The following is a 26,577-nucleotide window of genomic DNA, read 5'->3' as shown; positions in this document are numbered from 1 at the left end:
AAATACTGTTTAAATGTACAGTGGCGACGCTAGCGGTGATAGCCGAAGCAGGCGATATGGGTTACCCTCCTGCGTGTTCCTGCCCTAGCCTAAAGCCGAGATTTTTATGACCGCCACGCACGCCGTTTTTCACACTATCGCACTGGCCGTGCGCCCGAATACCGACGGCATCGCCGAGTCGGTATCCAGCGTGGTCGATTTCCTGCGCCAGGGCGGCTACCAGGTGGTGTTTGAAGAGCAGACCGCCGCCCACCTCGGTGCGCAATTTAACGACGTGCCGGTCATGGACGCGGCCGGCATCGGCGCCGGCTGCGACGCCGCCATCGTCGTGGGCGGCGACGGCACCATGCTGGGCATCGCGCGCCAGCTGGCGCCGTTCAATGTGCCGCTGATCGGCATCAATCAGGGCCGGCTCGGCTTCATGACCGATATTCCGCTCGACGGCATGCTGGACGTACTGGCGCGCATTCTCAGCGGCAGTTACCAGGCCGAGCGCCGCACGCTGCTGGAAGGCCACGTGCTGCGCGCCGGCGAGTCGATCCATGTCGGCATGGCGGTCAACGACGTGGTGGTGATGCGCGGCACCGGCGCCGGCATGGCCGAGCTGCGCGTCGACGTCGACGGCCAGTTCATGTACAACCAGCGCTCCGATGGCCTGATCATTTCCACCCCGACCGGTTCCACCGCCTACGCCTTGTCGGCCGGCGGCCCGCTGCTGCATCCGTCGCTGGGCGGCATCGTGCTGGTGCCGATTGCGCCGCATGCGCTGTCCAACCGGCCGATCGTGCTGCCGGAGTCGAGCCAGATCGTGGTGGAAATCGTGCGCGGCCGCGACATCAGCGTCAACTTCGACATGCAAACCTTCGCCAGCCTGCAAGCGCAGGACCAGATCGTGATCCGGCGCTCGCCGCATGCGATCACCTTCCTGCATCCGGAAGGCTGGAGCTACTACAACACCTTGCGCGAAAAGCTGCACTGGAATGAGTATCCGTCCGGTGAGGGAAAACTCGCTTAACTACACTAACGCCACACTAACGGTCTCCATGCTGCGTACCCTGTCCATCCGTGATTTCGTGATCGTTGAGTCGATCGAACTGGAATTCTCCGCCGGCTTTACGGTGTTCACCGGCGAGACCGGGGCCGGCAAATCGATCCTGATCGATGCATTGACGCTGGCGCTGGGCGGCCGCGGCGACGCCAGCGTGGTGCGCGAAGGCGCGGCCAAGGCCGACATCACGGCCGATTTCGCCGCCAGCGCGCAGGCGCGCGACTGGCTGGCGGCCAATGAATTTGCGGTGGAAGAGGGCGGCGCGCTGCTGCGCCGCGTGATCGACAACGCCGGCCGCAGCAAGGCTTACATCAACGGCATCGCGGCCACGGCGGCCCAGCTGCGCGAGCTGGGCGACATGCTGGTCGATATCCACGGCCAGCACGCGCACCAGTCGCTGATGAAGACCGAGGCGCAGCGCGTGCTGCTGGACGGCCAGGCCGGCGCCGACAGCGAAGCGCGCGCGGTGGCGGTGGCGTATCGGGCCTGGCGCGCGCTGGCCAAGCAGCTGGAGGAGTTCGAGACCAATGCCGCCAATGTGCTGTATGAGCGCGAGCGGCTGGAGTGGCAGGTCAACGAGCTGGAAAAGCTGGCGGTTAAGCCGGGCGAGTGGCTGGAGGTCAGCAATGAGCAGAGCCGCCTGTCGCACGCCGCCAGTTTGCTGGAAGGCGCGCAGGAGGCGCTGGAAGTGATCTCGGAAGCCGAGGAGCATCCGATTCTGTCGCAGCTGTCGTCGCTGAACCAGAAGCTGGGCAAGCTGGCCGATATCGACAGCGGCTTGCAGCCGATTGTCGACCTGATCGAGCCGGCGCGCATCCAGTTGCAGGAAGCGGTGTATGCGCTCAACGATTACCTGGACCGCGTGGATCTCGATCCGTCGCGCCTGCGCACGGTGGAAGCGCGCATGGATGCGATCCATTCGGCGGCGCGCAAGTTCCGCGTGCCGGAAGAGCAGCTGCCGGAGGAGCACACCAAGCTGGCCGGACGGCTGTTGCAGCTGGCCGACGCCAGCGATCTGGAAGGCTTGCGCAAGCAGGAGGAAAAGCTGAAGGCTACTTATATGGCCGAAGCGCACAAGCTGTCGGTCACGCGCGCCAAAGCTGCTGCGGCGCTGGGCGAGTCGGTCACGCGGGCAATGCAGGAATTGAATATGACCGGCGGCCGTTTCGAAGTGGCGCTGCATGCGGCCGAGCCTGCGGTATATGGGCTGGAGCAGGTGGAATTCCTGGTGGCCGGCCATGCCGGCGTGGCGGCGCGCTCGCTGGCCAAGGTGGCGTCGGGCGGTGAGCTGGCGCGGATTTCGCTGGCGATTTCGGTGATCACGTCCAACGCCACTACGGTGCCGACCTTGATCTTCGACGAGGTGGACAGCGGCATCGGCGGCGGCGTGGCGGAAGTGGTGGGGCGCTTGCTGCGTCGCCTGGGCCAGGAGCGCCAGGTGCTGTGCGTGACGCACTTGCCGCAGGTGGCCAGCCAGGCCGGCCAGCATTTCCAGGTGGCCAAGGGCACGCTGGACAACGGCAAGACCGCTTCGCGCATCGATGTGCTGGACGCCAAATCGCGGGTGGAGGAAATCGCCCGCATGCTGGGCGGACTGGAAATCACCGCCACCACCCGCAAGCACGCCCGCGAGCTGCTGGCCTCTTGATATAGCTCAGTCCAGCGCCGGCTAAACGCGCTAAGATTGATCATTGCCCTTTACAAGGAGGCAGTGATGGATCTGGAACTCAGAGTGGACCGGCTGGAAGCTTTCGCTGAGGACGCGAAAGTACGACTGGTTCGCATCGAAACGCGCCTTGACGCGATGGAAGCGCACATGGCCACCAAGGCCGACCTCGCGGGACTCGAAACCCGGCTGATCAAGTGGTTTATTGTCACCGCGTTCGCGATTACCACCGTCATGAGCGGTGTTGCCGTCGCGGTTGCCAAGCTTATCCATTAAAGGAGGCGATGGTGGAGATCGAAGAACGAGTGGGCCGGCTGGAACTGTTTGCCGAAGAGGTCAAGCAGCGGCTCTCGCGGATCGAGGCGCGGCTGGATGTGATTGACGCGCAGTTGACGCACATGGCCACCAAGGCCGACCTCGCAGCGCTGGAAACCCGGCTGATCAAGTGGTTTATTGTCACCGCGTTCGCGATTACCACGGTCATGAGTGGCGTTGCCGTCGCGGTTGCCAAGCTTATACATTAAGATACGGGCTGACGGTACTCAACCTTAAGCCTTTCATGACCTTCCAAACAGAACCTCCCCACAAGCATGGCACCACCGGCCGTAGCGCCATCGTCCTGGTCAACCTGGGCACGCCGGATGAGCCGACCCGCTCCGCCGTGCGCCGCTACCTGAAAGAATTCCTGTCCGACCCGCGCGTGGTCGAGATTCCCAAGGCGGTCTGGTGGTTCATCCTCAACCTGATCATCCTGCCGTTCCGCTCCGGCCAGTCGGCCAAGAAGTACGCCACCATCTGGACCCGCGAAGGTTCGCCGCTGCGCACCAACACCGCCGCCCAGGCGCTCGGCCTGCGCGCCGCCCTCGGCGAGCGCGGCCACGAAGACCTGACGGTCGCCATGGCGATGCGCTACGGCTCGCCGTCGCTACCGGAAGTGCTGACCAAGCTGAAAGCCGACGGCGCCGATCGCATCCTGGTGCTGCCCGCCTATCCGCAATACTCCGGCACCACCACCGGTTCGATCTACGACGCCGTGTTCCAGCATTACGGCAGCGTGCGCAACATCCCGGAGCTGCGCTTCATCCGCAACTACCACGACCACGACGGCTATATCCGCGCCTTGCAGCAGTCGGTGCTGAACCACTGGGACCAGCACGGCCAGCCGGACAAGTTGGTGATGAGCTTTCACGGCGTGCCGAAGCGCACGTTGATGTTGGGCGATCCGTATCACTGCGAATGCCTGAAGACCGCGCGCCTGCTGGCCGCCGCCCTCAAGCTGACGCCGGACCAGTACGTCGTCACCTTCCAGTCGCGCTTCGGCAAGGCCGAGTGGCTGCAGCCGTACACCGCGCCGACCGTGGCGCAGCTGGCGCGCGACGGCGTCAAGCGGCTGGACGTGATCTGCCCCGGCTTCATCAGCGACTGCCTGGAAACGCTGGAGGAAATCTCGATGGAAGTGCGGCACGACTTCGAATCGAACGGCGGCCGTGAATTCCACTACATTCCGTGCCTGAACGACTCGCCGGCGTGGATCGCCGCGCTGGCCGAAATCGCCGAGCAGCACATCATCGGCTGGCCGACCAAACTGGCGCCGGCCGAGCGCGAGCTGCTGAAAAAAGATGCGGAAGTCGCGCGTGCCGCCGCCCTGCAGCTTGGCGCAGCAGACTGAAAAGCAACATTTCTCCCGCCACCCCACCGTCACCCGACAATCAGCACTTGCGGGTGACGAGTGCCAGCCTGTTAAAATAGCCGCCTGATGCAAACTTAACGTTGTCGAAATGGCAGGTTCAAATAACCCTTGAAAACGTAGGTTATCGCCCCATTTGATGCCACAGCGGTAATACAAGTCATGTCAAACAAATACGATCGTAGGAGTCTCTAGATGCAAGATCAGGAAAATCAAGCCGTACCCCCTAATCCAGAGGCGGCAGCAGCCGCTGCGTCGGCCCCGCCATCGACTCCAGAGGGCGGCCTGCCGTCGCTGGAACAGCAACTGGCCGACACCGAAGCCAAGCTGGCTGAAATGCATGACGCCTTCATGCGCGCCAAAGCCGACGGCGAGAACATCCGCCGCCGCGCTCAGGAAGACGTGTCCAAGGCGCATAAATTTGCCGTCGAAAGCTTTGCCGAGGCCTTGGTACCGGTCAAGGACAGCCTGGAAATGGCACTGAAAGTCGAAGCGCCAACGCTGGAATCGTTGAAAGAAGGCGTTGAAATGACGCTCAAACAACTGTCGGCCGCCTTCGAACGCAACCGCCTGATCGCCATCGAACCGGCGCAGGGTGAAAAGCTGGACCCGAACAAGCACCAGGCCGTCGCCGTGGTGCCTGCCGACCAGGAAGCCAATACCGTTGTTGCTGTGTTGCAAAAAGGCTATATGATCGCCGACCGCCTGCTGCGTCCGGCCATTGTCACCGCCGCGCAAGCAAAATAATTTGCAAGCTCTTGAAACGATAGAGCTTTTCCACATATAAGAACCATCTGAACTCTAGCAAATAAGGAATAAAATCATGGGTCGAATTATCGGTATCGATTTGGGAACTACCAACTCCTGCGTTTCCGTAATGGAAAATGGTCAGCCTAAGGTCATCGAAAACGCGGAAGGCGCGCGTACCACGCCATCTATCATTGCTTACCAAGAAGATGGCGAGATCCTGGTGGGTGCGCCGGCAAAACGCCAGGCCGTCACCAATCCAAAAAACACGCTGTTCGCGGTCAAACGCCTGATCGGTCGTAAATTCGACGAGAAGGAAGTGCAGAAAGACATCGGTCTGATGCCTTACGCCATCACCAAAGCCGACAACGGCGATGCCTGGATCAGCGTGCGCGACAAAAAACTGGCACCGCCACAAATTTCGGCGGAAGTGCTGCGCAAGATGAAGAAAACCGCAGAAGACTACCTGGGTGAAGAAGTTACCGAGGCCGTCATCACCGTGCCTGCGTACTTCAACGACTCGCAGCGTCAGGCCACCAAAGACGCCGGCCGTATCGCTGGCCTGGACGTCAAACGCATCATCAACGAACCAACCGCTGCGGCGCTGGCTTTCGGCCTGGACAAGACCGAAAAGGGCGACCGCAAGATCGCCGTGTATGACTTGGGCGGCGGTACTTTCGACGTGTCGATCATTGAAATCGCCGACGTCGATGGCGAGAAACAGTTTGAAGTGCTGTCGACCAACGGCGACACCTTCCTGGGCGGCGAAGACTTCGACCAGCGCATCATCGATTACATCATCGAAGAGTTCAAGAAGATCAACGGCCTGGACCTGAAAAAAGATCCGATCGCTCTGCAGCGCATCAAGGCTTCGGCCGAGCGCGCGAAGATCGAACTGTCGTCGTCGCAGCAGACCGAAATCAACGAGCCGTACATCGCCATGGCGAACGGCGCGCCGGTCCACCTGACCCTGAAAATGACCCGCGCCAAGCTGGAATCGCTGGTGGAAGAGCTGATCATCGCCACCATCGAGCCATGCAAAACCGCGATCAAGGATGCCGGCGTTAAAGTCACCGACATCGACGACATCATCCTGGTCGGCGGTATGACCCGTATGCCGAAGGTGCAGGAAAAGGTCAAAGAGTTCTTCGGCAAGGAGCCACGCAAGGACGTGAACCCGGACGAAGCCGTGGCAGTTGGCGCCGCCATTCAAGGTTCGGTGCTGTCGGGCGAACGCAAAGACTTGCTGCTGCTGGACGTAACGCCGCTGTCGCTGGGTATCGAAACCCTGGGCGGCGTGATGACCAAGATGATTCACAAGAACACCACGATTCCGACCAAGTTCTCGCAAGTGTTCTCGACCGCCGACGACAACCAGCCTGCGGTGACCATCAAGGTTTATCAAGGTGAGCGCGAAATCGCGGCCGGTAACAAAGGCCTGGGCGAATTCAATCTGGAAGGCATCCCGCCAGCATCGCGCGGCACGCCACAGATCGAAGTGACCTTCGACATCGACGCCAACGGCATTCTGCACGTCGGCGCCAAGGACAAGGCCACCGGCAAAGAGAACAAGATCACGATCAAGGCCAACTCCGGTCTGACCGAAGCGGAAATCCAGAAAATGGTGAAAGACGCTGAAGTCAACGCCGAAGAAGACAAGAAAGTGAAGGAACTGGCCGAGTCGCGCAACCAGGCCGACGCACTGGTCCACTCGACCCGCAAATCGCTGACCGAATACGGCGACAAGCTGGAAGCCGGCGAAAAAGAGAAGATCGAAGCGGCGATCACCGACCTGGAAGCCTCGATCAAATCGGGCGACAAGGCCGAGATCGACGCCAAGGTGGCCTCGCTGTCGACCGCGTCGCAGAAGCTGGGCGAGAAGATGTACGCCGACATGCAAGCGCAGCAAGCCGCTGGCGGTGAAGGCGCAGCGCCAGGCGCAGGCGCCAGTGCTGAACAGGCCAAACCACAGGACGACGTGGTGGACGCCGACTTCAAGGAAGTCAAAGACAGCAAGTAATCGTCATTCCCGCGCAGGCGGGGTGACTACGCCGAGTCGTGTGGCACCGCCGCCGGCTCGGCTTTTTCGCATAAATCAGTACAGAATAGAAGCAGGATCCCGACACTATGGCAAAGCGTGATTTCTACGAAATACTCGGTGTGGCTAAAAGCGCTACCGAAGACGAGATCAAGAAGGCCTACCGCAAGCTGGCTATGAAATACCACCCGGACCGCAATCCGGATAGCAAAGACGCGGAAGAGAAATTCAAGGAAGTCAAAGAAGCGTACGAGATGCTGACCAATCCGGAGAAGCGCGAGGCGTATGACCGCTATGGTCACGCCGGCGTCGATCCGAATGCGGGCGGCGGTGGCTTCGGCGGCGGCGCCGGCGGTTTCGGCGACGCCTTTGGCGACATCTTCGGCGACATCTTCGGTGGTGGCGGCCGCGGCCGCAGCCAGGGTCCGCAGGTGTACCGCGGCGCCGATCTGCGCTACAACCTGGAAATTACGCTGGAACAGGCAGCGCACGGCTTCGACACCACCATCCGCGTGCCGTCGTGGGACAAGTGCGACACCTGTAACGGTTCCGGCGCCAAGCCAGGCACCTCGCCGGTGACCTGCTCGACTTGCGCCGGCCATGGCCAGGTGCGCATGCAGCAGGGCTTCTTCAGCATCCAGCAGACCTGCCCGAAATGCCACGGCACCGGCAAGATCATTCCTGAACCGTGCGCCGCCTGCGCGGGCCAGGGCCGCATCAAGCGTAACAAGACGCTGGAAGTGAAGATCCCGGTCGGCATCGACAACGGCATGCGCATCCGCTCGTCCGGCAACGGCGAACCGGGCACCAACGGCGGGCCATCGGGCGACTTGTACGTGGAAATCCACATCAAGCCGCACCAGGTGTTCCAGCGCGAAGGCGATGACCTGCATTGCGAAATGCCGATCTCGTTCGCCAAGGCGGCCCTGGGCGGCGAAATCGAAGTGCCGACCTTGTCTGGTAAAGTATCGTTTACGATCCCGGAAGGCACCCAGTCGGGGAAAACCTTCCGCCTGAAAGGCAAGGGCATCAAGGGCGTGCGTTCCGGCTTCGCGGGCGATCTGTTCTGCCACGTGGCGGTGGAAACGCCGGTCAAGCTGACCGACAAGCAGAAAGACCTGCTGCGTGACTTTGAAAAGTCGACCACCGAGGGCGGCAACAAGCACAGCCCGCAGACGAAAACCTGGCGTGACAAGGTCAAGGACTTCTTTGAGTAACTTGATGGTCACACCGGCTTGGTAATATCGGACCGCCGCGCTGCCTATTCTGGGCAGACCGGCGGTCTTCTTATGTACGAGAGGAAATCATGGAAAGTCTGAAAAACAGTACGTCCCCATTGCGCGGCCTGCTTGAGAACAACCGCCGCTGGGCGGAATCGGAAGTCGCGCGCGACCCCGAATTCTTCAGCCGGCTGGCCAACCAGGCCGCCCCGGAGTACCTGTGGATCGGTTGTTCCGACAGCCGCGTGCCGGCGAACGAACTGCTGGGCCTGTTGCCGGGCGATGTCTTCGTCCACCGCAATATCGCCAACGTGGTGGTGCACTCCGACCTGAACGCGCTGTCGGTGCTGCAATTCGCGATTGATGTGCTGAAGGTCAAGCACGTGATCATCGTCGGCCACTACGGCTGCAAGGGCGTGCATGCGGCCATGATGGGCACCCGCGTCGGCCTGGTCGACAACTGGCTGCGCCACGTGCACGACGTGCACCAGAAGCATGAGCGCTACATGGGCACCGTGCTCAACGAGCAAAAGCGCTCGGAGCGACTGGTGGAGCTGAACGTGGTGGAGCAGGTGTCCAACGTCTGCGCCACCACCATCGTGCAGGACGCCTGGGACCGCGGCCAGGAGCTGACGGTGCATGGCTGGGTGTACGGCATCAACGACGGCAAGCTGCAAGACATGGGCATCGCCGTCAGCGCCCGCGACCAGCTGGCGCCGGCCGTGCAGCAGCGGCTGGCCAAGTACGAAACGGCCTAACCCCTCCTGGCGGCGCCGGCCAGCCGCCGCGCGGCCTGGGCCGGTGGCGTGTCACCGAGCGGCGCCAGCGCGGCGGCGCGGGCCAGCGCGCGCACCAGCGTTGCTTCGCCGAAGCGCAGGCCGCGTCCACGCAATTGTGGTAGCGAGCGCACCGGCTCAGGCGTGATCTGCACCGCCGCGCGCACCAGCAGCCGCTGCAACCAGCGCAGCGGCGCCGGCAGGATCTGCGCCTGCGCCATGATCCGCACGAAGTCGGCCAGCACGTCCGAGCCTTCCAGTCCCGGCGCGGTGGTGGCCAGCAGCGTTTCCCATTCCGTCCACGAGCGCGGCGCATTGACGGCGCCGTACAGTCGGGCGGACGATGCGCCTTCCGCGAAGGCGGCGTCTGTTTCTTCCAGTGTCAGTCTGTGCGCATAGTGATGATAGGCCGCGCTAAAGCCGAAGGTGGCGGTGGCGTGGACCCAGTCCAGCAGGCGCGGGTCGTTGGCGTGATACGCCGTGCCGTCGGGCGTCGTGCCCTGGACATGGCCGTGCATGCGGACGACATGCGCAATCAGTTTCTCGGCCGCCGAGCGTGGGCCATAGACCGTCATCATGGCGGCAAAACCGGTGCGCTTGAGGCGGTTTTGCGGATCGCGCTGGAAGCTGCTGTGATCCCAGACGCCGGAGCGTACCGACGGCTCGGCCAGTTCCAGCAGCACCGCCGTCACGCCGCCCACGAACAGCGCCACCGGATTGGCGAATATCCGCCAGGACACGCCGTCCGCCGGCGCCAGTGCCGGCTCGCCGGCCGGCTGGCTGAAGTCGAACGCCATGCCGGCGGGCGGTTTCATCAAATCCTGGATGGCGCTCAGCATAGACAGCACTCCTCAAGCGGTGAGGTAATAACGATATCGGATAAGCTTCGTTTTCTAAATATGAAGCCCGGCATAGACTGTATCGCACATTATTGCCGGAGTATGTGCGATGGCTGCCGTTCTGCAGGACGCTTTTCAGGTTGAGTTGTTTGATGCGCCGCTGGGCGCCGAAGTCCTTGGTCTGGACCTGAACCGTCCATTGCCGCCGCGCGAGTTCCAGCGCATCCACAAGGCGCATCTCGATCATCATCTGCTGGTGTTCCGCGACCAGCGCATCACGCCGCAGCAGCAAGTCGACTTCAGCCGCCGTTTCGGGCCGCTGCAAATCCATGTGCTGCGCAATTTCCAGCTGCCTTCGAACCCGGAAGTGCTGATCATTTCCAACATCATCGAGGACGGCCAGCCGATCGGCCTGGGCGACGCCGGCCACTTCTGGCATTCCGACCTGTCGTATAAAGCGACGCCGAGCCTGGGCTCGATGCTGCACGCACAGGAGCTGCCGGCCGAAGGCGGCGATACGCTGTTCGCCAATATGCACCTGGCCTATGACACGCTGCCGGCCGCCTTGCGCAACGCCGTGCACGGCGCGCGCGCTGAGCACAGCTATCTGACCCAGTACGAGGAACTGCGCCGCCGCAGTCCCTTCCGCCCGGCGCTGACGCAGGCGCAGATCGATGAGGTCAAGCCGGTGCTCCATCCGGTGGTGCGCACGCATCCGGAGACCGGCCGCAAGGCGTTGTTCGTCAGCGAGCATTTCACCACCCGCATCGTCGGCGTGCCGGAAGACGAAAGCCGCGCGCTGCTCGACGAGCTGTTCGCTCACAGCGTCAGGCCGGAGCATGTGTACCGCCACCGCTGGGCGCCGCATGACATGGTGTTCTGGGATAACCGCTCGCTGATGCATCTGGCGGCCGGCACGCCCGCGCATCTGCGCCGCAAGCTGTATCGCACCACCATTGAAGGCGATGTGCCTTTCTAATCCACGAGGATCACCATGTTCAAACTGACCGCCGCCACTTTGGCGCTAAGCTTCGCCTTCGCTGCACCCGCGTACGCCGAAGGCCGCATCCGCATCGCCGAGCAGTTCGGCGTGGTCTACCTGCTGCTGAACGTGGCGCAGGACCAGCAGTTGATCGAGAAGCAGGGCAAGAAGCTCGGCGTCGATATCACGGTGGAGCGCCTGCAGCTGTCCGGCGGTTCGGCGGTGAACGATGCGCTGCTGTCGGGCGCCATCGATATCGCCGGCGCCGGCGTCGGTCCGCTGCTGACCATCTGGGACCGCACCAATGGTCGCCAGAACGTGAAGGGCGTGGCGTCGCTGGGCAGCTTCCCTTATTACCTGGTGAGCACCAATCCCAAAGTGAAGAGCATCACCGACCTGACCGAGAAGGACCGCATTGCGCTGCCGGCGGTGACGGTGTCGGTGCAGTCGCGCATTCTGCAATACGCAGCGGCCAAGCAGTGGGGCGACAAGGAGTTTGCGCGGCTGGATAAATTTACGCAGACCTTGCCGCATCCGGATGCCGCCGCCGCCGTGATCGCGGGCGGCACGGAGATCAACGGTCACTTCGGCAATCCGCCGTTCCAGGAGCAGGAGCTGGCCGGCAATCCGAATGCGCACATCGTGCTCAATTCCTACGATGTGCTGGGCGGGCCGAGTTCCGCTACCGTGTTGTACGCCACCGAAAAATTCCGCAACGAGAATCCCAAGACCTACCGCGCCTTCACCGCCGCGCTGGCGGAAGCGGCGCAGTATGTGGCCAAGAATCCGGAAGGCGCGGCCGATACCTATCTGCGCATCAGCAAGAGCAAGGTGGATCGCGAACTGATTTTAAAGATCATCAAGAACCCGCAGGTCAACTTCAGCGTCGCGCCGCAGAACACATACGGCCTGGCGCAGTTCCTGTATCGCGTGGGCGCGATCAAGAAGCAGCCAGCCAGCTGGCGCGATTACTTCTTTGAAGATCCTGTGATTGTGCACGGATCATGAGCCTGCAAATCGTCAGCCCGACCGGAGGAATCGCGCCGCTGCTGCGCGCCGAAGGCGTGAGCCTGGAATATGGCGGCACACGCGCCACGCACGATGTCAGTTTCGACGTGTATCGCGGCGACCGCTTTGTGCTGCTGGGGCCTTCCGGCTGCGGCAAGTCGTCGTTGCTGAAGGCGGCGGCCGGATTCATTGCGCCGGCGGCCGGCAGCATTGCCATCAACGGCGCGCCGGTGCGCGGACCGGGGCCGGACCGCATTGTGGTGTTCCAAGAGTTTGACCAGCTGCCGCCGTGGAAGACGGTGAAGGAGAACGTGATGTTCCCGCTGCTGATGACCAAGCGCGTGAGCCGTCACGAAGCGGCCGAGCGGGCCATGCACTGGATCGGCAAGGTGGGCTTGAGTGGTTTTGAAGATGCGCATCCGCACACGCTGTCCGGCGGCATGAAGCAGCGCGTGGCGATTGCGCGCGCGCTGGCGATGCAGCCGGAGGTGCTGCTGATGGACGAACCGTTCGCCGCGCTGGATGCGCTCACGCGGCGGAAGATGCAGCAGGAGCTGGGACGCTTGTGGGAAGAGCTGCGCTTTACGCTGTTGTTCGTCACGCATTCGATCGAGGAGGCGCTGGTGGTGGGGAATCGCATCCTGCTGCTGTCGCCGCATCCGGGGCAGGTGAGGGCGGAGTTGAATAGTCACCAGTTCGATCTGGCCAGCGCCGGCAGCCCGGAGTTTCAGGCGGCCACGCAGCGCATCCACGGGCTGCTGTTCGGCGAGGCTGATGCACTGCGCGCCGTCGCACCCGCGCACGCGGGTGCCCATGCTGAGCAAGCCGTCAAGCGTTCTATGGATTCCCGCGTGCGCGGGAAGGACGGTCTATGAGCCTCGTTCTCGATCCACCCATCCGCCAGGAGCGCGAGTACACGGTCGCCGCACCAACGCTGCGCGCCGCCGACCCGCTGCCGCCACTGGCGCAACGCGCCTGGCAGCAATCTTGGCTGCGCAAGACACTCATCCTGATCCTGCTGGCCATCCTATGGGAGGCCGCCGCCCGCTGGACCGACAACGACCTGCTGCTGCCAACCTTCCTGCAAACCGCGCGCGCCTTTGTTGACGGCATCGTCAATGGCGAACTGCTGGACCGCATTCGCATCTCGCTGGCGGTGCTGGTGCAAGGCTACTTGGCCGGCATCGTGGCCGCCTTCGTGCTGACCGCGTTGGCCGCCTCCACCCGCATCGGTCGCGACCTGCTGGAAACGCTGACCGCTATGTTCAACCCGCTGCCGGCGATTGCCCTGCTGCCGCTGGCGCTGTTGTGGTTTGGCCTGGGTAAGGCCAGCCTGCTGTTCGTCATCGTCCACGCAGTATTGTGGCCGCTGGCGCTGGGCGCCTACGCCGGCTTTCAGGCGGTGCCGGAGACGCTGCGCATGGCCGGCCGCAACTACGGCCTGAACGGCCTGCGGCTGGTGCTGCACATCCTGGTGCCGGCGGCGCTGCCGTCCATACTGTCCGGCCTGAAAATCGGCTGGGCCTTCGCCTGGCGCACGCTGATCGCCGCCGAACTGGTCTTCGGCACCACCGGCGGGCAAGGTGGACTTGGCTGGTACATCTTTCAGAACCGCAGTGAGCTCTACACCGACAAAGTGTTCGCCGGCCTGGCCGCCGTGATCCTCATTGGCCTGCTGGTGGAAAACGTGGTATTCCGTCCACTGGAAACCTTCACCGTGCGGCGCTGGGGCATGCAACGCTAAAAGCAAGGCTGGCAGAATCAGTCAGTTCTGACTTAGAATCTGCGCATGACCACCAAAACCCAGCCGGCCATGCCGAAATTGCGCATCGTTGTCGTCAACACCGTCATCCATGACGAAGACGACGAAGCGCTGCATGCGCAGGCCGAGCGCGCGCGCGTGCTGCGTATTGGACTGCTGGAGGCGGGCTACGACATCGTCGCCTCGCTGCCGCCGGATATGTACCTGCCAGAGCGCATCGGCCAGCTACAGCCGGACATGATCATCGTCGATGCCGAGTCGGACGCGCGCGATGTGCTGGAACATATCGTCATCGCCACCCGCGACGAGCGCCGCCCGATCGTCATGTTCACCGAAGACCAGGACCCGGAAAGCATGGAAGCCGCTGTGGAAGCCGGCGTCTCGGCCTACATCGTCGCCGGCTTGCAGGGGGAGCGCATCAAGCCGGTGCTGCAAGTGGCGCTGGCGCAGTTCAAGCGTGAGCAGAAGCTGCTGGACGAGCTGTCCGACACCAAGAGTAAACTGGCCGAGCGCAAGGTCATCGAAAAGGCCAAGGGCCTGCTGATGGAGCGCCAGCGCTTCACCGAGGAGCAGGCCTACCAGAAGCTGCGCTCCATGGCCATGAGCAAAAACCTCAAGCTGTCCGAAGTGGCTCAACGCATCCTGGACGTCGAAGATCTCTTGGGCTAAAAATGCCCCCCCAAAATGATGCAGCGCGCATTTGCGGTGCATTTTTTTTACCCGTCTATTCCCGTTCCCCCTCTGTAGCCCTGCTGGCACGGACATTGCATTGATGTCAGCAAGCGCAATGCTGCGCACGATGTGCCTTGCCAACGGCGGTAGGGCCCACCAGACAATGACGTCTACCAGATCATGAATTCGTTCGTGAGGGTAGGCGTTTTTTTTGGCCCAATAGTTATAGACGACTACCAGAAGGGATAGCCATGAAGCATACTGAGCTCGCAGCAAACGACGTCGAGGTCGACGTCACACGCAGGAAAATTATTCATGGTGCAGGTCTGGTAGCGGGAGGAAGCATGTTGGGATTGGCAACAGGGGGCGTATGGGCCGCAGGGTCGGACAAGCCGGAGAAAGAAGAAGTCAAGATCGGCTTCATTCCGCTGACCGACTGCGCCTCCGTGGTGATGGCGTCGGTGCTGGGCTTCGATAAAAAATACGGCGTCAAATTCGTGCTGAGCAAAGAGGCCTCATGGGCCGGCGTGCGCGACAAGCTGTCGAACGGCGATCTGGATGCAGCCCATGTGCTGTATGGTCTTCTTTACGGCGTGCAGATGGGCATAGGCGGTCAGAAGAAGGACATGGCGGTGCTGATGGGCCTCAATAACAACGGCCAGGCGATCACGCTGTCGAAGAAAATCGCCGACAAGGGCGGCGTCGATGGGCCATCGCTGGCAAAGCTCATGCAGACCGATAAGCGCGAGTACACCTTCGCGCAGACCTTCCCGACCGGCACCCACGCCATGTGGCTGTACTACTGGCTGGCCGCCAACGGCATCAATCCTATGAAGGACGCCAAGGTGATCACCGTGCCGCCGCCGCAGATGGTAGCCAATATGCGGGTCGGGAATATGGACGGCTTCTGCGTGGGCGAACCGTGGGGCCATCGCGCCATCATGGACGGCGTGGGCATCACCGCCACCACCACGCAGGATATCTGGAAGGACCACCCGGAGAAGGTGCTGGGCTCCACGCTGGAATTCGCCAAGAAGTATCCCAACACCTGCCGCGCCATGATGGCGGCGATTCTGGATGCGAGCAAATGGATCGATGCGTCGCTGGCCAACAAAAACAAGATGGCCGAGACCATCGCCGATAAATCCTACGTCAACACCAGCAAGGATGCGATCGACCAGCGCATCATGGGCCGTTACCAGAATGGCCTGGGCAAGACCTGGGACGATCCGAATCACATGAAGTTCTATAACGATGGCGCGGTCAACTTCCCGTACCTGTCGGACGGCATGTGGTTCATGACGCAGCACCGCCGCTGGGGCTGCTGAAGGACGATCCGGATTATCTCGCCGTGGCGACCTCGGTCAACCAGATCGACTTGTACAAAGATGCGGCTACCATGACCAAAACGCCTGTACCTAAGAGCCCTCTGCGTACCTCGAAACTGATGGACGGTTCCGTGTGGGACGGTAAGAACCCGAAAGCGTTCGCCGCCTCGTTCAAGATCAAAGCCTGATAACGGGAGCCTCCCATGAACGCTATGCTAGAACCGGACAGCCCGGCGCCCGCCGTTGCCGCTGTCGCTGCCGCCGATGCCGCCGATGCCGCCCCCGCAGCGCCGGCCCGCCGTCCACGCCGCCCGCTGGCCGCCAACGGCACGGCGCGCGCGCGCCGGCAAGTCTCCGCCATCGTCATGAAAATCGTCGCGCCGCTGGTGGGGGCGGCCCTGCTGGTCGCGGTGTGGCAGCTGATCACCGTGAACAATTCGACCTTCCCGACGCCGGCCGCCACGCTGGCGGAAGCGGTCAAGCTGTTCTCCGATCCTTTCTACCGCACTAGCCCGAATGACCAGGGCATCGGCTGGAACCTGCTGGCGTCCCTGCAGCGGGTGGGCGTGGGCTTCGGCCTGGCGGCGCTGGTCGGCATTCCGCTTGGCTTTTTGATCGGCCGCGTGCAGTTCGTCGGCAGTATGTTCGGGCCGATCATCAGTTTGCTCAAACCGGTGTCGCCGCTGGCGTGGCTGCCGATTGGCCTGCTGGTGTTCAAGTCCGCCAACCCGGCGGCGATCTGGTCGATCTTCATCTGCTCGATCTGGCCGATGATCATCAACACCGCCGTCGGCGTGCAGCGCGTGCCGCAGGATTACATGAACGTGGCGCGGGTGCTCAACCTGTCGGAGTGGAAGGTGCTGACCAAGATCCTGCTGCCATCGGCGCTGCCGTACATCCTGACCGGCGTACGTCTGTCGATCGGCACCGCATGGCTGGTGATCGTCGCGGCCGAAATGCTGACCGGCGGCGTGGGCATCGGCTTCTGGCTGTGGGATGAGTGGAACAACCTGAACGTCCCGCACATCATCATCGCCATCGTCTCGATTGGCCTGGTGGGACTGTTGCTGGAGCAGGCGCTGATGGCGCTGGCCCGCGCCTTCACCTACGAACAAGTATCCAACTAAGGAGCGCGATCATGGACGAATCACGATTCATCGACATCGAAGGCGTGGAGATGGTTTTCCATACCAGGAAGGGCGTGTTCCATGCGCTGCGCGAAATCGACCTCAAAGTGGCGAAGGGCGAATTCATTACACTGATCGGTCACTCGGGCTGCGGCAAATCGACGCTACTCAACCTGATCGCGGGCCTGCTGCAACCGAGCGATGGCGTGCTGCTGTGCGCCAACCGCGAAATCGCCGGTCCGTCGCCGGAGCGTTCGGTGGTGTTCCAGAACCACTCGCTGTTGCCATGGTTGACGTGCTACGAGAATGTGTATCTCGGCGTGGAGCGCGTGTTCGGCAAGGCGGAATCGAAAGCCCAGCTGCGCGAGCGCACCATGGCTGCGCTGGCGCTGGTGGGGCTGACGCATGCCGAGACCAAGCGGCCGCATGAAATTTCAGGCGGCATGAAGCAGCGCGTCGGCATCGCCCGCGCGCTGGCGATGGAGCCGAAAGTGCTGCTGATGGACGAACCGTTCGGCGCGCTGGATGCACTAACGCGCGCGCACTTGCAGGACGAGCTGCTGAAGATCGTCGCCGCCACCAAGTCCACCGTGGTGATGGTGACGCACGACGTGGATGAAGCGGTGCTGCTGTCCGACCGCATCGTCATGATGACCAACGGTCCGGCCGCCACCATCGGCGAAATCGTCAACGTGCAGCTGGATCGCCCGCGCGACCGTGTAGCCTTGGCGGCGGATGCGAAATACATGGAATACCGCACAGCGGTGTTGGAATTCCTGTATCGCAAACAGGCGCATCCTGCGAAGGAAGCAGCGTAATCAACGCGGCGCTGGCCGCTGCCGCTTGAACCAGTCGGCCAGGCTGGCGACATAGTCTTGCAGGTGTGGCTTGTCGGGCGCTTGCAGCGCGTGGCTGGCGTTGGGGTATTCGATGAAGGTGAAGTCCTTGTGCGGATGTTTGGTAAATTCATCGCGCAAGGCGCGGCCGGATTCGATCGCTTCACTTTCGTCCTTCTCGCCCATCGCCGCGATGATCGGAATGTCCAGCTGGCGGTAGGTGACCAGGGGATCGTAAAACAAGTGCGAGCTCCAGTAACGGTAGCTGTGGCCAAAGAATTCCTTGTCGACGCTCTCCGGATCGGCTTTGATTTCGGCGTAAGTCTGCAGAAGGTAAGCGCGCGAAAATGGCTTGGCATAGGGCTCGATGCCATGATCGGCAAAGATCAGGAAGCTCTCGCTTTGCGGCAGGCCGCCACTGCCTCCCGTGGCGAGCCAGCCGATTTTCGGACTGCGCAAGGCCACCAGCGGCGCTACTGTGCCGCCTTCTGAAAAGCCTAGCACTGCCAGGCTGCGCGCGGTCATTGCCTTCAGCGCTGGCAGGCTGTCGATGAAAGCCAGGTTATCGCTGACGCGGCGTTCCAGATAATCCCCCGATTTGTAGGCGGTGGAGCAGGTCTCGCTGTTATCGCCTTTATTGATGCCGGTCTTCTCCAGGAAGTAGACATCCACCGGCGCCGGATAGCGCTCGAAGAAGAACGGCACGCGGCTGCCGAAGTCCTTGCATCCCGAACCGCTGATCAGCAATATCGGCGTGGCCTTGCCGGCGGCCTCTGTATCGTGCAGATGATAATACCGGCGGGGCTGGCCATCGATGGTGATCGGCGCTTCATCCAGAACGCGCGCGGCAAAAGCTGAGGTGCAGGTGGCAGACAGCGCGGCGCTGGCTGCCAGGATGAGGGCGCGCATCATGGCAACAACGCCACGCGCCACTCCTGCGGCGTATGGGTGTAGTTTTGACTTTGCCAGAACTGCGCAATGCCGATGTCGAAGCCGGAAGTGAGTGTCACGGTAACAGCTTTCATTCGCTTGGCATTTGCGTAGTTTTCCAGCGCCAGTTTGGCGATGCGCCGCGCCAGCGCTTCGCGGTCCGGCGTTGAGGTGTCGACGACGGCATTGACGTTGAGGAGATTGAAGCCGCCGCCGTCACCCAGGTTAGCGCTGACCATGACCGTGGCGCCAGTCACGCCGGCGATTTCCATCACCACGTGCCGGACACGCAGCATGCCGCCGAATGCATTGTCTCTTGCTCCCGGCCGCGCCATCCACACGCCCGCCACGCAAAAGCCCACCAGCGACGCCGCGACAACTGCAGCGTGGCCACGCCAGGCACGCGCCGTCGGCAGCGCCAGCGGCCCGCGTGTCGCCCGGATGACGAATGCGCCCACGGCCAGGTCGTGCAGCGATTGCCGCGTCCTGCGATTGAAGAGCAGAAGATAGAACACGCAGAAGGTCACACCGAATAGCAGCATCGATAAGCCGGAAGCGACCCATTCATTGAGCGAGGTGAAGGCAGCAGGCAAGTTACTCAGGAAATAGGCCATGCAGAAAATGGCGGCGCGCAGCAGCGCCCACCCCAGTTCCAATGCCGAGCCGTCGGGCCGGATAACCCGCAGTCCCAAGATCGTCATGCCCAGCGACTGGCCGCCGCCGATACGGCTTTGCGGCACGCCGAAGTAGAAGGTGGCGATGACGAACCCCACCACGCGGCCCCACGGTCCGAGCGCCATCAACTGGTCGCGCAGGCAGGCGCCGACGATCACGCCGATCATGGCGAGTATCAGCGAATCGATCAGGAAGGCGCCGATGCGGCGCCACACGCCGGCGACAGTGGCCGGCAACGCCGGTCCTTCTTCAGCGGCGGAAATTTCGCGCGTCGCGGCGGCCAGTGCGGCGAGGCGGGCTTGGATTTCTACGACGCGCTCCGGGTAGCGGACGGCGTCGATATGCTTGCAGATCTGGCGGAGTTCTGATTCCGAGTATTTGCTGTAGTCCGGCTGATCCATCCAACATCCATTTAAGTATTTGGCAACTAAGTATAGCGCGCAATCGTCGTTGGTGGATACCAAACCGTCGTTCGTCTCATGTATGCTGTCAGGCCGCCTTGCGGGGCGTAGGCTTCGCATGTGATCAACAAAAAACTACGTTCGCCATGAAACCGAAACTGTTTAACGCTGCCTGCTGGTTGTTCGGCGTTCCGTTGCCGGACCGTGATCCGTCCAACGCTGCGCGGCCCGTCGCACGCCTCGCCGTGATGCTGCTGCTCGGCGCCGTCATCGGCTACCTGATCATCATCTGCGCCGACGCCGCTCAGGACTTCGTCAACGGCTTCAGTGCTGGCATCCATGCCGACGAACCAGTGCCGCCGGAAGTACAGTGGAATATCCCGCTAGGCGTATTGATTGGACTGTCGCTGATGGCATTGCTGCTGGCGCAAAGCCGCATCATGAAGTCGGCCATCCTGCTGACCGGCGACCGCCTGAACCTGGAGCGCGAACGCGCCAACCGTCAGCAATTGGAAGCGGAACTGCGCCTGATGAAGGCGCAAATCGAGCCGCACTTCCTGTTCAATACCTTGGGCGCCGTCCAGCAGCTGGCGGAGGACAAGGCACCGCAGGCCGCCGGCCTGACCGCGCAGCTGATCACCTTCCTGCGCGCGACCATGACCAGTCTGCGCGCCGACACCATCAGCATCGCCGACGACAGCGCGATCTGCGAGGCCTATCTGCGCATCATGCAGGTGCGGTTGGGCCAGCGCCTGCAATTCTCCATCCACTATCCGTCCGAACTGGCGGACTTCCCACTGCCGACCGCACTGCTGCTAACGCTGGTGGAAAACGCCGTCAAGCACGGGATAGAGCGCCAGCCGGCCGGTGGACGCATCGACATTACCGCCGAAAAGCAGGAGCACCACGTGGTGGTGAAGGTGGCCGACACCGGCGCCGGCTTCGGCGAGACGGTCGGGCAGGGCGTCGGCCTGCAACATATCCATGACCGGCTGGCGCTGACCTATGGCGATAATGCGCGCCTGACGATCGAAGAGAATACGCCAGGCGGCGTGGTCGCCCGACTCTATCTGCCCCATGAACGATAAACCATCCATCCTGATTGCCGAAGACGAGCCGCTGATGCGTGAACGGCTGCTGGCGCAACTGGCGCAGGCCTGGCCGCAGGCAAGCGTCGTCGCGGTGGCGGAAAACGGTAACGACGCCTGGGACGCATGGCTTGAGCACGAGCCGGATGTGGTCTTCCTCGACATCCAGATGCCGGGGCTCACCGGGCTGGAAGTGGCGCGCCGCATCGCCGAGCGCTCCCACATCGTGTTTGTAACGGCCTACGACCAGCACGCGCTGGAAGCCTTCCAGCGCGGCGCGGTGGACTATCTGCTCAAGCCTGTGGAGTTGGCGGTGCTGGAGCGCACGGTGGACCGCCTGCGGCGCCGCGTGCAGCCACCTGCCGCGCTGGCGCCGGTACTGAACGAAATCGCCCAGCCCGCGCCGCAACGCCTCAAATGGCTGAAGGCCAGCGTCGGCAGGCAGATTCGCCTGATTAATGTCAGCGACGTGCTGTTCCTGCAATCGGACACCAAATACACCCGCGTGGTGCTGGCCGACGGCGAAGCCCTGATCCGCGTGCCCCTGAAAGACTTGCTGGAAGGGCTGGACCCGGAGCTGTTCTGGCAAATCCACCGTGGCACCATCGTCAACGCCCACGCCATCGCGGAGGTCGAGCGGGCCGAAAACGAACGCCTCAACGTTCTTGTCAAAGGCAGTAGCGAGGTGCTGACAGTCAGCCGCACGTTTGCGCATCTGTTTCGGGGATTTATGTGACAATGTTAATCTATTTACAAAATCACCGCGCCGATGAAAAATCTCGTATTGACCTTGTTTGTGGCCGCAGGCCTGGCCGCTTGCAACCGTGAAGAAAAGCCTGTCGGACAGCCCAAGCCCGCAGCGCCGGTTGCGCCGCAGCCGCCTGCCGCTGCCAAAATCAACAGCGCGGACCTGATGCAGGCAGTCTTTGGCGATGCCTACAAAGCGGCGGACAAGAAAGCCCTCGCCACCCTGGTGGTCGATGGCAGCGAGATGCCCCATGTGATGACGTCCGTCGCCAACACCCAGCTGCCCGATGGTCGCGTCGTCCTGATCGTCAACGGCGCGGTCGCTGCCGACGATGGCTCGAACATGGCGAGCCACGCCGACTCCGGCGTGTTGAATGTCTACTTGTTGCAGCGCGAAGGTGACCATTGGGTGGTGCGGCAGCGCCAGCAAAGTGTCGCGGCGCTGGGATCGGAAGGCTTTATCGGCAGCGTGAAATGGGTGACGCTGGCGCCGGGCAAGCCGGGATTCATTGTGTCCAATGGCGGCGTGTGGCAAGGTTATGCCATCACCCATGCCGACATTTTTGAACTGGGTGCCAATGTACGTAGTCTCGGCGGTTTCAACGAAGCTTCCACCAACGAAGGCGCGTGCGGGCCGGCCGTGGACGAATGCTGGAAGGTGGACGGGGATATCCGCTTCGCCGCCGAAATGCAGCAGAGCGGATATAACGACATCGTGGTCAACTTCGCCGACAAGCGTTATACGGTGACGGAAGAGAAAAACGGCGATTTCGTTGAACACATCAAGAGCAATACCAAGGCCAGCGCCCGTTACCACTTCAATGGCAAGGAATATGACTTGGTCAGCGGCGCCAACCCTGTGCCCGACATCTGAACCACGCACCGTGAATGCGCACCGATACCGTGCGCAGTGCACCGCAACATAGCGCTGCTCCATGGCGGCGCGCATTCCCTGAACGCGCTTCCCCTCTGTAGATGCGGCCTCCAACCGCTGGCACGACTCTTGCGACTGTAAGCGCAAGGGATCAACGGCGATCTCCCCGAAGTACACGAATACATAGCTGGTCCAAAGACGGACTGGCAGGACAACGGCGTCCGCCCAACCCGGTCTTTGAGGCCCGGTTGCGCGGACGCCTTTTTGTTTTCTGAACGGGATAAAACATGGCCAGCAAAGCTACCAGCATCAAGCTCTTTTCGTTTTCAACGCCTCAGATGCGGGCGTTCCACTTGACCTGGATGGCGTTCTTCGTCTGCTTCTTCGCCTGGTTTGCCTGCGCGCCGCTGATGCCGGTGATTAAAGGGGAATTCGGCCTGACGCCAGGGCAGATCGCCAATATCAATATCGCCGCCGTTGCCGTCACCATCCTCGTGCGGCTGATCGTCGGCCCGCTGTGCGATCACTTCGGCCCGCGCAAAGCCTATACCGGCTTGCTGCTGCTGGGTTCCATCCCGGTGATCGGCGTCGCCTTCGCACAGAGTTACGAGAGCTTTCTGTTCTTCCGCCTCGCCATCGGCGCGGCCGGCGCCAGCTTCGTCATCACGCAGTACCATACCTCGGTGATGTTCGCGCCGAAGGTGGTGGGCACCGCCAATGCGGCTGCCGCAGGCTGGGGCAATGCCGGCGGCGGCGTCGCGCAAGCCGCCATGCCGCTGCTGATGACCGCCATGGTCATGCTGGGCGTGAGCGAAGGCTTTGGCTGGCGCGCCGCGCTGATGGTACCGGGCGTGCTGATGATCGTGATGGCCTTTGTTTACTACCGCTATACGCAGGATTGCCCGCAAGGGAACTTCAGCGAACTGCGCTCCGCCGGCATCACCATTGAAGGCGGGAAGAAAGGCGGCTGGGATTCGTTCAAGCTGGCGGCCGCCAACTACCGCGTGTGGCTGCTGTTCATCACCTACGGTGCCTGCTTCGGTATCGAGATCTTCATCCACAACATCGCCGCTATTTACTACGTCGACCACTTCCAACTGACGCTGGCGCAAGCCGGCATGGCGGCCGGCAGCTTTGGCTTGCTGGCGCTGTTCGCCCGCGCTTTGGGCGGTTGGGTGTCGGACAAATTCGCCGCCGGCGGCAACCTGAATCACCGCGTCACGCTGCTGTTCGTGCTGATGCTGGGCGAAGGCGCCGGCCTGCTGATGTTCGCTCACGCCGGCAACGCTATGCTGGCAGTGGCGGCGATGCTGTTCTTCGGCTTGTTCACCCACATGGCCTGCGGCGCGACTTACGCCGTGGTGCCGTTCATCGACAAGCGCGCGCTCGGCGGCGTGGCCGGCATCATCGGCGCCGGCGGCAATGTCGGCGCGGTCGCCGCCGGCTTCCTGATGAAAGGCACCGGTGACGTGCAGCGGACCCTGAGCATCCTGGGCGTGCTGGTTGCCATTTCCGCCCTGTGTGCACTGGCGGCGCGCTTCAGCAGCGCCACCGTACAAGAAACCGCCGTCGCTACCGCCTAAAGGAATCGCATCATGAAAATTATCGTTATCGGCCATGGCATGGTTGGCCACAAATTCCTGGAAAGCCTGGCCACCAGCGGCGCCGCCAATCTGCAGGTGACGGTACTGTGCGAAGAGCCGCGCGCCGCCTATGACCGCGTGCACCTGTCGGAATTCTTCTCCGGTAAATCGGCGGACGACCTGTCGCTGGTGAAGCCCGGCTTCTTTGAGCGCGACGATATGGTGCTGCGCCTGAACACCCGCGCCACGGCCATCGACACCGAAGGCAAAACCGTCACCACCGCCCAGGGCGAGGTGCTGTCGTACGACAAACTGGTGATCGCCACCGGCTCGTTCCCGTTCGTGCCGCCGCTGCCGGGCAAGGAGCGCAAGGACTGCTTCGTCTACCGTACCATCGAAGACCTGGAAGCAATGCTGGAATGCGGCCAGCGCGCCAGGACCGGCGTGGTGATCGGCGGCGGCCTGCTGGGGCTCGAATGCGCGAAAGCCCTGCGCGATATGAAGCTGGAGACCCACGTGGTGGAATTCTCGCCGCGCCTGATGGCGGTGCAGGTGGACGATCACGGCGGCCGTGTGCTGCGCCGTAAAATCGAAGAGCTGGGTGTGACGGTCCACACGGGCAAGAACACCACCGCCATTGTCGATGGCGTCGACGGTACGCACCGTATGGAGTTCGCCGATGGCGGCCATCTGGACGTGGACATGATTGTGTTCTCGGCCGGTATTCGCCCACGCGACATGCTGGCCAAGGAAGCCGGCCTGGCGATCGGTCCGCGCGGCGGCATCGAGATCAATAACAACTGTGTCACCTCCGATCCGGACGTCTACGCGATTGGCGAGTGCGCGCTGTGGGGTGGCTTGATCTTCGGCCTGGTGGCGCCGGGCTACGAAATGGCGCGCGTCGCCGCCAAGCATATGCTGGGCGAAGCGGCGGAATTCGCCGGCGCCGACATGAGCACCAAGTTGAAGCTGATGGGCGTGGATGTGGCCTCGATCGGCGATCCGCATGGCAAGGAAGAGGGCTGCCACTCCTATCAGTTCATCGATGAGCGCAAACAGATCTACAAGAAGATCGTCGTGTCCAGCTGCGGCAAGTATCTGCTGGGCGGCGTGATGGTGGGCGACGCTGCGGAATACGGCACGCTGCTGCAAATGATGCTCAACAAGATCGAGCTGCCGGAATCGCCGGAGTTCCTGATCCTGCCGCAGGCCGATGGCGCGGCGCGGCCTGCGTTGGGTGTGGACGCGCTGCCGGACAGTGCGCAGATCTGTTCCTGCAATAACATCTCCAAGGGCCAGCTATGCGCCGCAGTGGCCGATGGCGCCACCACCATCGGCGCGCTGAAATCCTGCACCACTGCCGGCACCGCGTGCGGCGGCTGCGTGCCGCTGGTCACGCAGGTGATGAAGGCCGAGATGAAGAAGCAGGGCATGGAAGTGAACAACCATGTGTGCGAACACTTTGCCTACTCGCGCCAGGAGCTGTTCCACCTGATTAAAGTAGGCCAGGTCAAGACCTTCAACGACCTGCTGCACAAGCATGGCAAGGGCCTGGGCTGCGATGTTTGCAAACCACTGGCCGCCAGCATCCTGGCCACCATCAACAACGAGTTTGTGCTGAAGAAGGAACACGCTAGCCTGCAGGACACCAACGACTACTTCCTCGGCAATATCCAGAAGGACGGCACCTACTCTGTGGTGCCGCGCATGCCAGCTGGCGAAGTGACCGCCGATGGCCTGATCGCAGTCGGCATGGTGGCCAAGAAGTATGGCCTGTACACCAAGATCACCGGCGGCGCGCGGGTCGACCTGTTTGGCGCGCGCGTCGAGCAGCTGCCGCTGATCTGGGAAGAACTGATCGCTGCCGGCTTCGAGTCCGGCCACGCCTACGGCAAGTCGCTGCGCACGGTGAAGTCCTGCGTCGGTTCGACCTGGTGCCGTTACGGCGTTGACGATTCCATCGGCCTGGCGATTGAACTGGAAAACCGCTACAAGGGTCTGCGCACGCCGCACAAGATCAAGTTCGGCGTGTCCGGCTGCACCCGCGAATGCGCCGAAGCGCAGGGCAAGGACGTCGGCATCATCGCCACTGAAAAAGGCTGGAACCTTTACGTGGCAGGCAACGGCGGCATGAAGCCGCGCCACGCCGAACTGCTGGCGACGGAACTGGATAAAGAAACGCTGATCAAATACATCGACCGCTTCCTGATGTTCTACAGCCGCACCGGCGACCGCCTGCAACGCACCAGCACCTGGCGCGAGAATCTGGAGGGCGGCCTGGATTACCTGAAGCAGGTGGTGGTGCAGGACAAGCTGGGCATCGGCGCCGAACTGGAAGCTGACATGCAGCATGTGGTTAACACCTACGCCTGCGAGTGGAAAGAGGCCGTGGAAAATCCCGAGACCCGCAAACGCTTCCGCCACTTTGTCAACAGCGACAAGGGCGACGAGAACGTGTTGTTCATGCAGGAGCGCGGCCAGATTCGTCCGGCTACCATCGAAGAGCGCAAGCGCGTGATTCCTATCGCAGCCGCCGTTTGAGG

Annotated in this window: 24 protein-coding genes and 1 pseudogene; 22 read left to right on the top strand and 3 right to left on the bottom strand. The window is 62.4% G+C overall.

The features are described from left to right. Nucleotides 1-106 precede the first annotated feature (106 nt). The 9 genes from HH213_RS08130 (at nt 107) to can (ending at nt 9,164) form a co-directional block, all read left to right on the top strand. Nucleotides 107-1,015 carry an NAD kinase gene (locus tag HH213_RS08130; protein WP_169111916.1) on the top strand — a complete coding sequence of 303 codons (909 nt, stop codon included), beginning with the start codon at nt 107-109 and terminating at the stop codon, nt 1,013-1,015. A 28-nt stretch (nt 1,016-1,043) separates the two neighbouring features. After that, nucleotides 1,044-2,696: a DNA repair protein RecN gene (gene recN / locus HH213_RS08125; protein WP_169111915.1), complete on the top strand. Its 1,653-nt coding sequence runs from the start codon at nt 1,044-1,046 to the stop codon at nt 2,694-2,696. Nucleotides 2,697-2,762: 66 nt separating this feature from the next. Continuing rightward, a complete protein-coding gene (locus HH213_RS08120; RefSeq protein WP_110845690.1) occupies nt 2,763-2,990 on the top strand; it encodes a hypothetical protein in 228 nt (75 codons plus the stop codon). 8 nt (nt 2,991-2,998) lie between these two features. Then, nucleotides 2,999-3,238, top strand: a complete 240-nt coding sequence (locus HH213_RS08115; protein ID WP_110845415.1) for a hypothetical protein — start codon at nt 2,999-3,001, stop codon at nt 3,236-3,238. Between the two features lie 35 nt (nt 3,239-3,273). Next, nucleotides 3,274-4,383, top strand: coding sequence for a ferrochelatase (gene hemH, locus HH213_RS08110; protein ID WP_110845414.1), 1,110 nt, complete (start codon nt 3,274-3,276; stop codon nt 4,381-4,383). Nucleotides 4,384-4,596: 213 nt separating this feature from the next. Continuing rightward, nucleotides 4,597-5,148: a nucleotide exchange factor GrpE gene (grpE, locus tag HH213_RS08105; protein ID WP_110845413.1), complete on the top strand. Its 552-nt coding sequence runs from the start codon at nt 4,597-4,599 to the stop codon at nt 5,146-5,148. Nucleotides 5,149-5,224: 76 nt separating this feature from the next. Beyond that, nucleotides 5,225-7,168 carry a molecular chaperone DnaK gene (gene dnaK / locus HH213_RS08100; RefSeq protein WP_169111914.1) on the top strand — a complete coding sequence of 648 codons (1,944 nt, stop codon included), beginning with the start codon at nt 5,225-5,227 and terminating at the stop codon, nt 7,166-7,168. A gap of 107 nt (nt 7,169-7,275) precedes the next feature. After that, nucleotides 7,276-8,403 (top strand): molecular chaperone DnaJ, encoded by a 1,128-nt coding sequence (dnaJ, locus tag HH213_RS08095; RefSeq protein WP_110845411.1) that lies wholly within the window; start codon nt 7,276-7,278, stop codon nt 8,401-8,403. Between the two features lie 89 nt (nt 8,404-8,492). Continuing rightward, entirely contained in the window at nt 8,493-9,164 is a 672-nt protein-coding gene (gene can / locus HH213_RS08090) for a carbonate dehydratase (RefSeq protein ID WP_169111913.1), read from the top strand. Here can and HH213_RS08085 read toward each other — a convergent pair. Continuing rightward, nucleotides 9,161-10,021 (bottom strand): oxygenase MpaB family protein, encoded by an 861-nt coding sequence (locus tag HH213_RS08085; RefSeq protein ID WP_169111912.1) that lies wholly within the window; start codon nt 10,019-10,021, stop codon nt 9,161-9,163. The genes can and HH213_RS08085 overlap by 4 nt on opposite strands. A 109-nt stretch (nt 10,022-10,130) precedes the next feature. Between HH213_RS08085 and HH213_RS08080 the strand changes: the two genes are divergently transcribed. The 8 genes and pseudogenes from HH213_RS08080 (at nt 10,131) to HH213_RS08045 (ending at nt 17,718) form a co-directional block, all read left to right on the top strand. Beyond that, a complete protein-coding gene (locus HH213_RS08080; RefSeq protein WP_169111911.1) occupies nt 10,131-11,000 on the top strand; it encodes a TauD/TfdA dioxygenase family protein in 870 nt (289 codons plus the stop codon). Between the two features lie 15 nt (nt 11,001-11,015). After that, nucleotides 11,016-12,011, top strand: a complete 996-nt coding sequence (locus tag HH213_RS08075) for an ABC transporter substrate-binding protein (RefSeq protein WP_169111910.1) — start codon at nt 11,016-11,018, stop codon at nt 12,009-12,011. Then, on the top strand, nt 12,008-12,886 hold the full coding sequence (locus tag HH213_RS08070) for an ABC transporter ATP-binding protein (protein WP_169111909.1): 879 nt from the start codon (nt 12,008-12,010) through the stop codon (nt 12,884-12,886). The genes HH213_RS08075 and HH213_RS08070 overlap by 4 nt, the downstream gene beginning before the upstream one ends. Further along, nucleotides 12,883-13,755: an ABC transporter permease gene (locus HH213_RS08065; RefSeq protein ID WP_169111908.1), complete on the top strand. Its 873-nt coding sequence runs from the start codon at nt 12,883-12,885 to the stop codon at nt 13,753-13,755. Before HH213_RS08070 ends, HH213_RS08065 begins: the two co-directional genes overlap by 4 nt. A 69-nt stretch (nt 13,756-13,824) precedes the next feature. Continuing rightward, nucleotides 13,825-14,442 carry an ANTAR domain-containing response regulator gene (locus HH213_RS08060; protein ID WP_110845689.1) on the top strand — a complete coding sequence of 206 codons (618 nt, stop codon included), beginning with the start codon at nt 13,825-13,827 and terminating at the stop codon, nt 14,440-14,442. A 347-nt stretch (nt 14,443-14,789) separates the two neighbouring features. Then, nucleotides 14,790-15,961: pseudogene (locus HH213_RS08055) on the top strand (CmpA/NrtA family ABC transporter substrate-binding protein). A 15-nt stretch (nt 15,962-15,976) separates the two neighbouring features. Continuing rightward, the gene (ntrB, locus tag HH213_RS08050) at nt 15,977-16,900 is read left to right on the top strand and encodes a nitrate ABC transporter permease (RefSeq protein ID WP_169111907.1); all 924 of its coding nucleotides are present in this window, start codon (nt 15,977-15,979) and stop codon (nt 16,898-16,900) included. Between the two features lie 11 nt (nt 16,901-16,911). Then, the gene (locus HH213_RS08045) at nt 16,912-17,718 is read left to right on the top strand and encodes an ABC transporter ATP-binding protein (RefSeq protein ID WP_161054469.1); all 807 of its coding nucleotides are present in this window, start codon (nt 16,912-16,914) and stop codon (nt 17,716-17,718) included. Here HH213_RS08045 and HH213_RS08040 read toward each other — a convergent pair whose 3' ends face one another. Both HH213_RS08040 and HH213_RS08035 read right to left on the bottom strand, forming a co-directional pair. Beyond that, the gene (locus HH213_RS08040) at nt 17,719-18,648 is read right to left on the bottom strand and encodes an alpha/beta hydrolase family protein (protein ID WP_169111906.1); all 930 of its coding nucleotides are present in this window, start codon (nt 18,646-18,648) and stop codon (nt 17,719-17,721) included. Continuing rightward, complete coding sequence (locus HH213_RS08035) at nt 18,645-19,742, bottom strand: RDD family protein (RefSeq protein ID WP_169111905.1); 1,098 nt, start codon at nt 19,740-19,742, stop codon at nt 18,645-18,647. Before HH213_RS08035 ends, HH213_RS08040 begins: the two co-directional genes overlap by 4 nt. A 146-nt stretch (nt 19,743-19,888) precedes the next feature. Here HH213_RS08035 and HH213_RS08030 point away from each other — a divergent pair, with 146 nt between their 5' ends. The 5 genes from HH213_RS08030 (at nt 19,889) to nirB (ending at nt 26,575) form a co-directional block, all read left to right on the top strand. Next, on the top strand, nt 19,889-20,830 hold the full coding sequence (locus tag HH213_RS08030) for a sensor histidine kinase (RefSeq protein ID WP_169111904.1): 942 nt from the start codon (nt 19,889-19,891) through the stop codon (nt 20,828-20,830). Continuing rightward, entirely contained in the window at nt 20,820-21,566 is a 747-nt protein-coding gene (locus HH213_RS08025; RefSeq protein WP_169111903.1) for a LytR/AlgR family response regulator transcription factor, read from the top strand. The genes HH213_RS08030 and HH213_RS08025 overlap by 11 nt, the downstream gene beginning before the upstream one ends. 33 nt (nt 21,567-21,599) lie before the next feature. Beyond that, nucleotides 21,600-22,451 (top strand): hypothetical protein, encoded by an 852-nt coding sequence (locus tag HH213_RS08020; protein WP_169111902.1) that lies wholly within the window; start codon nt 21,600-21,602, stop codon nt 22,449-22,451. A gap of 287 nt (nt 22,452-22,738) precedes the next feature. Beyond that, nucleotides 22,739-24,034: an MFS transporter gene (locus HH213_RS08015; RefSeq protein WP_169111901.1), complete on the top strand. Its 1,296-nt coding sequence runs from the start codon at nt 22,739-22,741 to the stop codon at nt 24,032-24,034. Nucleotides 24,035-24,046: 12 nt separating this feature from the next. Beyond that, a complete protein-coding gene (gene nirB / locus HH213_RS08010; RefSeq protein WP_169111900.1) occupies nt 24,047-26,575 on the top strand; it encodes a nitrite reductase large subunit NirB in 2,529 nt (842 codons plus the stop codon). Nucleotides 26,576-26,577: the final 2 nt, after the last annotated feature.

The sequence above is a fragment of the Duganella dendranthematis genome (assembly GCF_012849375.1).
GTDB lineage: Bacteria > Pseudomonadota > Gammaproteobacteria > Burkholderiales > Burkholderiaceae_D > Rugamonas > Rugamonas dendranthematis.
The sequence above is the reverse complement of the archived record's forward strand: the minus strand, read 5'-3'. Positions and strand labels throughout refer to the sequence as shown.